Source organism: Bacteroides sp. AF34-31BH (genome assembly GCF_003602795.1).
GTDB classification, from domain to species: domain Bacteria; phylum Bacteroidota; class Bacteroidia; order Bacteroidales; family Bacteroidaceae; genus Bacteroides; species Bacteroides uniformis.
In genome coordinates this window covers 53,301-65,564 of sequence record NZ_QTLV01000005.1, presented here as the reverse complement: position 1 = coordinate 65,564, position 12,264 = coordinate 53,301, and the positions used below count along the sequence as shown (strand labels likewise).

Genomic DNA, 12,264 nt, shown 5'->3' with positions numbered 1-12,264 from the left:
ATTTTTGCAGACGAAAACTGAATAGGAGTATTCAGTTTTCTTTTTCCTGCCTTATTTCTAAATCATGAATTACACACGAAAACGCCTTTCAAGAATCGAAAAAAAGAAGAATATAAAATTATACAGAGAACAAAAAAGAGTATGAAGAGTAGATTAGTATTATTGGCATGTTGCCTGGCACTGCTCAGCAGTTGCGGACAAGGCGACAAAGGAACGGGTAAAGCTCCCGAATTTGCAGTGATTGAGGCAAAGACCACCACTGCCAACTTGACAAACAGCTACCCTGCTACTATCAAGGGTAAACAAGATGTAGAAATCCGCCCGATGGTGAGTGGGTTCATCACAAAATTGCACGTGGATGAAGGCGCAACAGTGCGCAAAGGACAAGTGTTGTTCAGCATCGACCCCGTACAGTATCAGGCAGCCGTAAATTCGGCCAAAGCTGCTGTTGAAACAGCCAAAGCTGCCGTAAACACACAAGAACTGACTGTAAACAACAAACGTGAACTGAACAAGAAAAACATCATCAGTGACTACGATTTGCAAATGGCCGAAAACCAGCTGGCACAGACAAAGGCACAACTAGCACAAGCCAATGCCCAATTGGTCAATGCCAAGAACAACTTGTCATACACCAGTGTAACCAGCCCCAGTGACGGTGTAGTAGGTAGCATTCCCTACCGCGTAGGTAGCTTGGTTAGTCCTTCCGTAGCCAGCCCGCTGACTACCGTTGCCGACATCTCCGAAATGTACGCCTACTTCTCCATGACCGAACGCCAACTCTTGTCACAGATTCGTGAAGGCGGTAGCACCAAGGAAATTCTGGAAAAGATGCCGAATGTACAGTTGCAGCTCATCGACGGAACCATGTATGCCGACAGTGGCCGCGTGGAGACAATCAGCGGAGTCATTGACCAGACTACCGGTTCGGTAACCATGCGTGCCCTCTTCCCCAACAAGCACAACGTGCTGCGTAGCGGAAGCACCGGCAATGTGGTATTCCCCAACCCGCTGCATGATGTCATCATGATTCCACAAACCGCCACTACCGAAATCCAGGACAAGCAGTTCGTATTCGTACTGCAACCGGACAATACGCTGAAAAATACCGAAGTCAAAGTGTTCAGCTTAGACGACGGCAAGTATTATTACGTGACGGAAGGTTTGAAAGCAGGCGAAAAAATCGTTATCGAAGGGGTACAGAACCTGAAGGACGGACAGTCCATCACGCCTATCACGCCTGCTGAAAAGGAAGCTGAATACCAGAAGGCCCTGAAAGACCAGAAAGAAGGCAATATTCAGACTGCGTTTCAATGAAAGAATGAAAAATAAAAAAATTCTTCAATTTTTAATTCCTTAATTGTTCATGAAATGAAATTAGATAGATTTATTAACCGTCCGGTACTATCAACGGTAATTTCCATCCTGATAGTAATCTTAGGAGTTATTGGTCTGGCTACCTTGCCTATCACCCAATACCCGGACATTGCACCTCCCACCGTATCGGTAAGTGCGACTTACCAAGGTGCCAATGCCCAAACGGTGCTTAACTCCGTTATCGCTCCGCTGGAGGACCAGATTAACGGTGTGGAAAATATGATGTATATGAGTTCGAGCGCCACCAACAGCGGTTCGGGCGACATCTCCATCTACTTCAAGCAAGGTACCGACCCCGATATGGCAGCGGTGAACGTACAGAACCGCGTTTCCATGGCGCAAGGCTTGCTGCCTGCCGAAGTTACCAAAATCGGTGTAACCACCCGTAAACGCCAGACTTCCATGTTGATGGTATTCTCCATCTATGATGAAAAAGACCAGTACAACATCGAGTTCCTGGAAAACTACGCCAACATCAACCTTATCCCTGAGGTGAAACGTGTCAACGGTGTGGGCGATGCCATGGTATTGGGACAAGACTACTCCATGCGTATCTGGCTGAAACCTGATGTAATGGCCCAATACAAACTTATCCCCAACGATGTGGTTGCCGCCTTGAGCGAACAGAACATCGAAGCGGCTCCCGGCCAGTTGGGTGAGCGCGGTAACCAAACCTACCAGTATACCCTGCGCTACAAAGGACGTCTGCAACAGACTACGGAGTTCGAGAACATTGTCATCAAGGCCTTGGAGAACGGTGAAATACTCCGTCTGAAGGATGTAGCAAATGTGGAACTGGGCCGTCTGTCATACGGATTCAACAATATGGTAAACGGACATAAAGCCGTGAGTTGTATCATTTTCCAGATGGCAGGCAGTAATGCCACGCAGACCATCTCGGATATCGAGGCCCTACTGGACGACTATTCCAGCAAACTGCCCGCCGGCTTGAAGATAAACATTGCACAGAGTGCCAACGACTTCCTCTTCGCTTCCATACATGAGGTAATCAAGACATTGATCGAGGCCTTTATCCTGGTGTTCATCGTAGTGTATATCTTCCTGCAGGATATGCGCTCCACGTTGATTCCCGCCATCGCCATTCCCGTGGCGTTGATTGCCACCTTCTTTGTATTGAAACTGATTGGCTTCAGTATCAACTTGCTGACCCTTTCGGCCATGGTGCTTGCCATTGCGATTGTGGTCGATGATGCCATCGTCGTCGTCGAGGGCGTCCATGCCAAGCTGGACCAGGGCTACAAATCGGCCCGTACAGCTTCCATCGACGCCATGAGTGAACTGGGTGGTGCCATCGTCTCCATTACGTTGGTGATGATGTCCGTATTCGTTCCCGTGAGCTTCATGGGAGGTACGGCAGGTACTTTCTACCGTCAGTTCGGTTTGACCATGGCGATTGCCATCGGTTTCTCGGCTCTGAACGCCCTGACCCTGAGTCCTGCGCTGTGTGCCATCTTCCTGAAACCTCACAACGGCGGACACGAAAGTCTGAAAGAGCGTGTAGGCGTTGCCGCCAAGGAAGCCCGCAAGATTATGATTGCACGTTATGCCGACTCTATAGGCCGGTTGATGCGTCCCGGCATTACACTGCTCTTCGTGACGGTAGCTATCCTGGGCATGATTTTCGGTCTGTTCAGCTTCAGCGAACACCCCATTCTGTGTAGCTTGATGATTATCATCAGTGTGCTGGCGTTAGCAGGTATGACTACCGACAAGTTCAAACAATCCTTCAATGACTCATACAACGGTATCCTGGGCAAGTATAAGAAACAAGTGCTGTTCTTCATCCAGAAACGCTGGATATCGGCAGGACTGGTTATCGGCTCTATTGTACTGTTGGGCGTATTCATGCAGATAACCCCGACCGGTATGGTGCCCAACGAAGACACCGGTACCATCATGGGCGCTGTGACACTGCCTCCGGGCACTTCACAAGAACGCGCACAAGAGATTTTGAACCGTGTGGACAGCTTGGTTGCTGCAGACCCTGCCGTACAGTCACGTACCGTTATCTCAGGTTATAGCTTCTTGGGCGGTCAAGGCCCCTCCTACGGTTCACTCATCATCAAGCTGAAGAACTGGGAAGAACGTTCCACGATGCAGAACTCCACGATTGTGTACGCCACTTTGTACATGCGCGCCCAAAAGATTATCAAGGAAGCGCAGGTATTGTTCTTCGCGCCGCCTATGATTCCGGGTTACTCGGCTTCAAGCGACATCGAGTTGAACATGCAGGACAAGACGGGTGGTGATTTGAACCACTTCTTCGACGTGGTGAACAACTATAACGCAGCCCTGGAAGCACGCCCTGAAATCAACTCTGCCAAGACATCCTTCAACCCTCACTTCCCGCAATACCAGCTGGACATTGACGCTGCCGCTTGTAAGAAAGCAGGCATCAGCCCCAATGACATCTTGACTACCTTGCAGGGATATTACGGTGGTTTGTATGCTTCCAACTTCAACAGCTTCGGTAAGATGTACCGCGTAATGGTACAAGCCGAACCTGATGCTACCAAGAATATGGAAACACTGCAAAGCATCAAGGTGCGCAACGGCAACGAGATGGCACCTATCACGCAGTTCATCTCCATCAAGAAAGTATATGGTCCTGACGTCATCAGCCGTTTTAACCTCTACACCTCCATGAAGGTGATGGTGGCTCCCGCATCAGGCTACACTTCCGGTCAGGCTCTGCAAGCCATTGCCGAAGTGGCGCAGGAAAACCTGCCTGCCGGTTTCGGTTATGAGTTGGGAGGTATGGCGCGTGAAGAGGCCGAAACGAGTGGCAGCACTACGGGACTCATCTTCATATTGTGCTTCGTATTCGTTTATCTGTTGCTGAGTGCCCAGTACGAAAGCTACATCCTGCCTTTATCCGTATTGCTGTCCGTGCCGTTCGGTCTGCTGGGTAGCTTCCTCTTTGTAGGCGGTATAGGCGCATTGGGCAGCATCCCGGCACTGAAAATGATTCTGGGTACGATGTCCAATGACATCTATATGCAGATTGCCCTCATCATGTTGATGGGTCTGTTGGCCAAGAATGCCATCTTGATTGTAGAGTTTGCCCTCGAACGCCGCAGAATGGGTATGAGTATCACCTGGGCAGCCGTATTGGGTGCCGCAGCCCGTCTGCGTCCTATCTTGATGACGTCGTTGGCAATGATTGTCGGTCTGCTCCCGCTGATGTTTGCTTCCGGTGCGGGTGCCAACGGTAACCGTACGCTGGGTACGTCTGCCATCGGCGGTATGTTAATCGGTATGATTCTGCAAATCTTCATAGTGCCCGCACTGTTCGTGGCATTCCAGTACCTGCAGGAGAAATTCAAGCCGATGGAATGGGAAGATGTGGACAACTCGGATGCAGAACCTGAGATTGAACAATATACAAAATAGTGATTAACGATTAGCGATTATGAAGAAAATAATATGCCTGATGTGCGCAACTGCTTTATTGAGCAGTTGCCACATCTACAAATCATACGACAGACCCGAAGACATAACAACTGCCGGACTGTATCGCGACACGGCGTCCGTGAACGATACATTAGCCGCAGATACGGCCAACTTCGGTAATCTGCCTTGGAGAGAAGTGTTCACAGACCCACAGCTGCAGACACTTATCGAGCAAGCACTCACCAACAACGGTGACCTGCGCAGTGCCGCCTTGAACGTGAAACAAGCACAAGCCGCACTGATGTCTGCCCGTCTTGCCTATGCTCCGACGCTTGCCTTGTCTCCGCAAGGAACCGTCAGCAGCTGGGACAAGGGAAAGGCTACACAAATCTACTCCCTGCCCGTCACCGCAAGCTGGCAAGTCGACCTCTTCGGTCAACTGCTGAACCCGAAGCGACAAGCAAAGGTTAGCTTGAAGCAGACGCAATTCTACGAACAAGCCGTCCAGACGCAAGTCATCGCCGGCGTAGCCAACATGTACTACACCCTGCTGATGCTGGACCGCCAACTGCAAATCACCGAAGGCACCGTCGAGATTCTGAAAAAGAACCTGGAGACCGTGCAAGCCATGAAAGATGCAGGCATCTACGGAACCACTTCTGCTGCCGTAGAGCAGAGCCGCACTGCCTACGCTCAAGTCATGGCATCACTGCCCGACATACGCCAGAGCATACGCGAAACCGAAAACGCCCTCTGCCTAATGTTGCACCAACCGGCACAGAGCATCGCACGCGGTGTGCTGGAAGAGCAACAGCTGCCTACGGAATTTTCAGTAGGTATCCCCTTGCAGTTGCTATCCAACCGTCCGGACGTGAAAGCTGCCGAGATGTCACTGGCTGCCAGCTACTATAATACCAACAGCGCCCGTGCCGCTTTCTACCCGCAGATTACATTGAGCGGTTCGGGAGGCTGGACCAATAACTCCGGTGCAGGTATCGTCAACCCGGGTAAACTGCTGGCTTCCGCCATCGGTTCGCTGACGCAACCCTTGTTCTATCGCGGTGCCAACATTGCCCGTCTGAAACAAGCCAAGGCACAAGAGGAGCAGGCTAAGATTCAGTTCCAAACCGCCCTGCTGAATGCCGGAAATGAAGTGAGCAACGCCCTGCATCTGTATCAAATGGAGAAGGACAAAGCCGTTTCACGCACTATTCAAGTAAATTCTGCCCGCCAAGCTGCCTCAGATACAAAAGAATTGTTTAACTTAGGCACGTCGACTTATCTGGAAGTCTTGTCTGCCGAGCAGTCTTATCTCAGCGCACAGCTTGCAGAAGTATCCGACACCTTCAGCAGCATGCAGGCGGTTATCAGCCTGTATCAAGCACTTGGAGGAGGAAGAGAATAAAATGAGCGATAAGTGATTAGTGGTTAGCGATTAATGAAATAGTAAATCCTAATCACTAACCATTTATCACTAATCATTAATCATTAATCGCTAATTACTATGATAAGTCCGTTAGCTTATGTAGATTCTGCCGCAAAAATCGGCAAGAATGTAACCATCCAGCCCTTTGCATTTATCGAAGGGAACGTGGAAATCGGTGATGACTGTATTATTATGTCGGGGGCAAAAATTCTGCACGGTACCCGCATGGGAAAAGGGAACAAGGTGCATCACAATGCCGTTCTGGGTGCCGAACCGCAAGACTTCCATTATACGGGAGAGAACAGCATGCTGATTATCGGTGATAATAACGACATCCGCGAGAACGTGGTTGTCAGCCGTGCTACCCATGTAGGAAGCGCTACCCGCATCGGCAATGAAAACTACCTGATGGATGGTGTACACCTCTGCCACGACGTGCAGATAGGCAACCATTGTGTACTGGGCATCAAGACTACCGTAGCCGGAGAATGTCAGATAGACGACTGCACCATTCTGAGCAGCAACGTCATTCTGCACCAATACTGCCACATTGGAAGTTGGGTACTGATCCAAGCAGGCTGCCGCATATCAAAGGATGTACCGCCTTATATCATCATGAACGGTAATCCGGCGGAATACCACGGTATCAACGCTGCTGTGCTTCAACACAAACACCAGGTGACCGAACGTGTATTGCGCCATATCGTAAATGCCTACCGTCTGGTATACCAGGGAAACTTCAGCGTGCAGGATGCCTTGCAGAAGATTGAAGACCAAGTACCGATGAGTGACGAGATACACAATATCATCAACTTCATCAAGAATTCCAAAGGAATCGTGAAGTAAAAACCCTTCTTCGGGCACGAATCACGCAGACTATTACGGATGGATAAATTCTTTTCTGTAAGTTTGCGTAGTTCGTGCCTTTTTCTAAAGACCTTTACAGATATTTCTCCCACAAATATCTCAACGGACTAAGCAATCTTTCAGTCACACTTCGTTCGTCTGTCATGACCTCTGCCATACCGGTCAGTTCTCCTTTGAATTCCAGCTGTTTACCATAGGAAGTGCATAAGTCTTGCGGCAGGCTTATGGTGACGGTATAGGCGCTTTCATCGTCTGCCAACAACGAGACGGACATTACCTTCCCCGTCAGGAAACCGAACTCCATGTATGGATAACCGGTCACGCTGATGTTTACCCGCTGTCCGGGCATTACTTTACCCGAACCTCCGGCGGGAAGTTTTATCTTTCCGATGATGCTTCCCGGGGCTTTGGCTACGATGGAGAACACCTTGTCTCCGCTACTGACGTTCTGGTTCTTTTGCCAGATGTGGTTGTAGGAGAGTATGCCGTTTGCCGGGCTGACGAAGAGATAAGCCAGTTCCCAATCATTGATGCTGACTTGCAATTCGTTGTAGGCAGTTTTCAGGGCCACATTCAAGTTGTTGGACTCCCGGCTTTGCTCCATTTGTGTTTCGATGATGCTTTGCTGCAACTGCGCTTCCTGTATTCTGGCGGAAGACAGTGAGGTCATTAGCTGTTCCCGGCTCTGCTGCTTGTTCAAGAATGTTTGTTTGGCTTCCTCGTATTCCGATTGTGCAGTCAGCCCTTCATCAAAAAGTTGCTTCTCGCGGTTGTGTACGGTAGAAGCTATCCGCACTTGTTCCTTGTCCAGTTCTGCTTGTCTGTTCAGGTGGGCGATGTAGTTGCGGTATTCCTGCAACTCCCGGCGGGTGGCCTCCACCTTCTGTTCGTACAGATTCAGTGAGAGGAAGTTGCGGTAGTCCGTCAGGCTTTTCAGGAAAGAGGCGTAGGCGTTCTGTATGCTTCCCAGGGACAGCTTCTCCGGGAACTGCGCGGTGCAGACGCTGCTGTCTGCCGGATTGAAGGATGCCAGCTGCTCCTTCAGGCGCAGCACGTCTTCCGTCACGGCAGGATTCTCCAGTACGGCGATGATGTTTCCCGTCCACACGGAATCCCGGTCCTTGTGGTACACCTCCTTTATTTTCCCGCTTCCCCGTGCCACCATCCATATCGGCGGATGCTCCGTAGTGATGGTAATGGAAGCACTTATCACGTCGGGATATTTAAAGAAACACCCGCCTATGAAGAAGAGTGCCAGCACCACGAAGAACACCGTGATGCCCCATCGTACCAGTGCATGCGGCGGACGGGTCAGTATCTCCTGCACCTCCTCACTCCGCAATTCTATGTCCTTCCTCCCGTTTTCCATTTTCAACTTTCCATTCTCAAAGCTCCAGCTGATTCTTCACCAGCTTATAATACCTTCCTTCCCTCGCTATCAGTTCCTCGTGCGTCCCCGTTTCCGCTATCCGTCCCTGCTCTATCACCACTATCCGGTCTGCATTCCGCACGGTACTCAGCCGGTGGGCCACCACTACCGATGTCCTTCCTTCGAAGAAGCGCTGCAGGTTCTCCATGATGATGCGCTCGTTGTTGGCATCCAGTGCGTTGGTGGCTTCGTCGAAGAAGATGAATTCCGGGTTCTTGTACACGGCGCGGGCGATGAGTATGCGCTGTTTCTGTCCCTGGCTCAATCCGTGCCCTTCCTGGCCTATCCGGGTGTTGTATCCCAATGGCAGTCCCTCGATGAATCCGTGTATGTTTGCCACTTCCGCCGCATGCCGCAGGCGTTCCTTGTCGATGTGCTCCACCCCGGGGGCGATGTTGCCGGCAATGCTGTCCGAGAAGATGAACCCGTCCTGCATCACCACGCCGCACCGTTTGCGCCACTCGCGGATGCTGAAGTTCTCCAGCGAGGTGTCGCCCAGCAGTATCTGTCCGCTTGCAGGCGGATAGAATCCTAATAGCAGCTTCACCAGCGTGGTCTTTCCGCTTCCGCTCATTCCTACGATGGCTGTCTGTCTGCCCGATGCGATTTCCAGACTGATGTTGTCTAAGGTGGGCGTTTCGCCGAGCGGGTCGTATTTGAAACTCAGGTTTTCTATCCGCAGGTCTTTCCCTGTGGGTATCTCCCTTATCAGGTCTTTTGTGGGGTCTTCTTCATCGGGGCTGTCCCGCACCTCGCCCAGGCGGTTTGTGCTGAGGCGCGCGTCCTGCATGTCGCGGGCAAAGGTGATGAGTTCGTTTATCGGACTGTTCAGTTGTCCGATGATGTACTGCACGGAGAGCATCATGCCCAGTGTCATTTCCCCTTGTACCACCAGCGAGGCCACCAGTCCCGTGATTACTATGTTCTTGGTCTGGTTTATCAGTACCGCTCCCGAGTCCTGGTACTGCCTCAGCGCAAGGCTCCGGATGTTCACTTTGAACAGCCGTGCCTGTATGCGTTCCCATTCCCACCGCTTCTGCTGCTCGCAGGCACTCAGCTTTATCTCCTGCATGCCGTTCACCAGCTGCACCACCGTGCTCTGGTTGGCGCTCTGCTGGGCAAACCGCTTGTGGTCCAGTTCCGCCCGTTTCTTCATGAAGAGCCAGACGTAGGAGATGTAGAGTGCGCTCCCTCCCATGAAGATAAGGAAAATCATGCCGCTGTACACCAGCAGCACGATGCCGAATATCAGGATGTTGAAGGTGGAGAACGCCACGCTGAGGCTGCTTCCGGTCAGGAAGTTCTGTATGCGCGTGTGGTCGTTGATGCGTTGCAGGATGTCGCCCGTCATCTTGGTGTCGAAGTAGCCCATAGGGAGCTTCATCATCTTGATGAGGAAGTCCGAAATCAGGGCGATGTTGATGCGTGTGCCCAGATGCAGCAATATCCATCCGCGTATGAACTCCACGGCGCTGCTGCTGAAGGACAGCATCAGTTGGGCAATGAGCACCAGGTAGATAAATCCGAGATTTTGGTTGTTGATGCCGAAGTCCACGATGCTCTGCGTGAGGAAGGGGAGCATCAGCTGTATCATGCTGCCCAGCAGCAACCCCAGCAGCAGTTGTCCCACCAGTTGCTTGTAGGGGCGCAAGTAAGAATAGAGGAAGCCGAAGCCTTTATAGTTTGTCTTTTCCCCCTCATCTTCTTGTGCATAGAATTCCGGTGTAGGTTCCAGCAACAGTGCCACTCCCGTATCTTCTCCGTCCGTTTTGGCGCTGAGCCAGCAACGGCAGAATTCTTCCCGGGTGTATTTCAGCTTGCCTGCTCCGGGGTCGGCCACCCATACATGCTTGTCGTTCATCCGGTAGACCACGACGAAATGTTGCTGGTTCCAGTGGACGATACAAGGTAAAGGGGCTTCTTGCAGCATTTCGTGGCTCACTTGCACACAGATGCTCCGAAATCCAATCTTCTCAGCCGCTTCGCTGATACCCAGCATAGAGACACCTTCGCGAGTGATGAATGACTTTTCCCTCAGACCTTCCAAAGAATAGCGCTTGCCATAGAAGGCGGACACCATGCGCAGGCAGGTGGGGCCGCAGTCCATCACGTCGTGCTGGGAGTAGTGAGGAAAGGATTTCATTTGATTAACTATATAAAAAGTCAATATCTTTGATGTTATAATAGCTTGGAAATTTCCTCCCATTAATAAATAGAATGGGGGTAGTGTAAAACTTATGTGTTATACACCATTTTTCTTGTGCATTGATGAAAGGCTCGCATTTAGGGATTTCATCCAAGAACTTAATGTTATGTAGGATTTTATTTTTACTGATAGGATAGTTATCAACATATTTTTTTAGTATCATGGCAAATAATTGGGGATTCTTTTGATAGCCAGAGAGAATATGGGAAGCTATTACTATCGATTCTGGATGTTTCTTTTGGTCTAACAAAAATATTAAATCCAATTTGGTATTGGCTTTTCTTTGAAGGATGGGCATTAGTTTTTGTAGCTCTTTTATGCATGAAACACAAATAGGACTGAAAATAAGAGTAAGGCATATTTCGGCATCTGGATTTCCTATTGATATTTTATTCACTTTGTCAACATCTGTAAGACAAAGTTCTTGTTGAAAAAGATATTGGGAAATGTTTTCGTCATATATTAATTCGTTGTATTTTCTTTTCAAGGTGGTGTGTTCTTTTTGAGTGGCAATTATCGGCTTGATGACTATATAGATAGATGTAACAGTAACGAAGATCGTCGTTATTTCTATTATTGATTTCAAATGTAGCAATTCGTATATATAATTCATCTTTAAAGTACATATACTTAGCATAAACAGAAAAACGAATACCACTTGTACAGAAAGGCAAAGGGTACACCATTTTCTTGCTATGAATTTCTGATAAAAAAGAGAATAGCATACATATCCGATACTGCAAACAGACAGGAAGTTTATAAGTGCCTGTGCTGTACCAAATGGTAGGAATAGTAATACAATTAAAAGAGATAAAAAATACACAAAACCTATATCGCTCCAAGAAACAAGTCCGAGGAAATATGCGTCTTTGAAATCCAAGATAGAAGAACAATCTATATTATTCTTATTTCCGGTGGCTGAACATAATTTTTTAATGTGTACATTGTACTTGTCTATTTGGTCTACAAACAAAAGTATGGATGCAGTCAGTCCTCCTAAAACGCCTGTAAGATATAGATAAAAAAGAATGCCTCCTTCGTGCTTTAAAATAAGTAAATATGCGAATAATATGGCTACACACAATATAAGCATAGGATATTTTATTTGCTTAATGATTGTGCTGAATTTCATTTTTAGTGGAATACTGATTTTACCTGGTCGGTTATCCATAATAAGGATGTTACCGTCCCACATATCTTCAAAATCCTTTCTCGATATACTTTCTATCTTTCCTTTCTCATCAATAGTCTGAATAGATTCGGCAGTAACTTTTGTTATAAACAGGAACAAATCCACATTTGTAATAACATGAGCAATGAAAGGAGAGGGTATATTTGTCAGTTCTTCATAACTGGTATGTATGGCAAAACTATCTTTGCCCATCCTATGTAATATATACTGGAAAGATAGGAAACTGGGAAAATCCGGATGTTCCTTCAATATTACATATAATGCAGCAGAATATTTGCAGCCATAATATTTTGTGATAATCTTCAAAATGGTTCTTGCATTGTCTTTTATTATTTTTTGATGTGCATTCATTC

General features: G+C 48.7%; 7 protein-coding genes. 4 read left to right on the top strand and 3 right to left on the bottom strand.

Going from position 1 to position 12,264, the window contains the following annotated elements; genetic code table 11:
• Positions 1–141: 141 nt before the first annotated feature.
• From DWZ67_RS09830 to lpxA, 4 genes are all read left to right on the top strand, one after another.
• Positions 142–1,317 (top strand): efflux RND transporter periplasmic adaptor subunit, encoded by a 1,176-nt coding sequence (locus DWZ67_RS09830; protein WP_117749522.1) that lies wholly within the window; start codon positions 142–144, stop codon positions 1,315–1,317.
• Between the two features lie 54 nt (positions 1,318–1,371).
• Positions 1,372–4,791: an efflux RND transporter permease subunit gene (locus tag DWZ67_RS09825; protein WP_005833831.1), complete on the top strand. Its 3,420-nt coding sequence runs from the start codon at positions 1,372–1,374 to the stop codon at positions 4,789–4,791.
• A gap of 19 nt (positions 4,792–4,810) precedes the next feature.
• Positions 4,811–6,196 carry a TolC family protein gene (locus DWZ67_RS09820; protein WP_022401867.1) on the top strand — a complete coding sequence of 462 codons (1,386 nt, stop codon included), beginning with the start codon at positions 4,811–4,813 and terminating at the stop codon, positions 6,194–6,196.
• Positions 6,197–6,295: 99 nt separating this feature from the next.
• Entirely contained in the window at positions 6,296–7,063 is a 768-nt protein-coding gene (lpxA, locus tag DWZ67_RS09815; protein ID WP_117878301.1) for an acyl-ACP--UDP-N-acetylglucosamine O-acyltransferase, read from the top strand.
• A gap of 94 nt (positions 7,064–7,157) precedes the next feature.
• On the opposite strand, the gene DWZ67_RS09810 is transcribed toward lpxA, so the two are convergent.
• The 3 genes from DWZ67_RS09810 to DWZ67_RS09800 are packed head-to-tail and all read right to left on the bottom strand — an operon-like array spanning position 7,158 to position 12,262.
• The gene (locus tag DWZ67_RS09810; protein ID WP_016272092.1) at positions 7,158–8,453 is read right to left on the bottom strand and encodes an HlyD family secretion protein; all 1,296 of its coding nucleotides are present in this window, start codon (positions 8,451–8,453) and stop codon (positions 7,158–7,160) included.
• Positions 8,454–8,469: 16 nt separating this feature from the next.
• Positions 8,470–10,656 (bottom strand): peptidase domain-containing ABC transporter, encoded by a 2,187-nt coding sequence (locus DWZ67_RS09805; protein WP_120138727.1) that lies wholly within the window; start codon positions 10,654–10,656, stop codon positions 8,470–8,472.
• A 4-nt stretch (positions 10,657–10,660) separates the two neighbouring features.
• Positions 10,661–12,262: a vitamin K epoxide reductase family protein gene (locus tag DWZ67_RS09800; protein WP_120138725.1), complete on the bottom strand. Its 1,602-nt coding sequence runs from the start codon at positions 12,260–12,262 to the stop codon at positions 10,661–10,663.
• Positions 12,263–12,264 lie beyond the last annotated feature (2 nt).

Excerpts from the sequence above, each read along its gene's own strand:
- DWZ67_RS09830 (WP_117749522.1), top strand. The coding sequence starts at position 142 with ATGAAGAGTAGATTAGTATTATTGGCATGTTGCCTGGCACTGCTCAGC.
- DWZ67_RS09825 (WP_005833831.1), top strand. The coding sequence starts at position 1,372 with ATGAAATTAGATAGATTTATTAACCGTCCGGTACTATCAACGGTAATT.
- DWZ67_RS09820 (WP_022401867.1), top strand. The coding sequence starts at position 4,811 with ATGAAGAAAATAATATGCCTGATGTGCGCAACTGCTTTATTGAGCAGT.
- lpxA (WP_117878301.1), top strand. The coding sequence starts at position 6,296 with ATGATAAGTCCGTTAGCTTATGTAGATTCTGCCGCAAAAATCGGCAAG.
- DWZ67_RS09810 (WP_016272092.1), bottom strand. The coding sequence starts at position 8,453 with ATGGAAAACGGGAGGAAGGACATAGAATTGCGGAGTGAGGAGGTGCAG.
- DWZ67_RS09805 (WP_120138727.1), bottom strand. The coding sequence starts at position 10,656 with ATGAAATCCTTTCCTCACTACTCCCAGCACGACGTGATGGACTGCGGC.
- DWZ67_RS09800 (WP_120138725.1), bottom strand. The coding sequence starts at position 12,262 with ATGAATGCACATCAAAAAATAATAAAAGACAATGCAAGAACCATTTTG.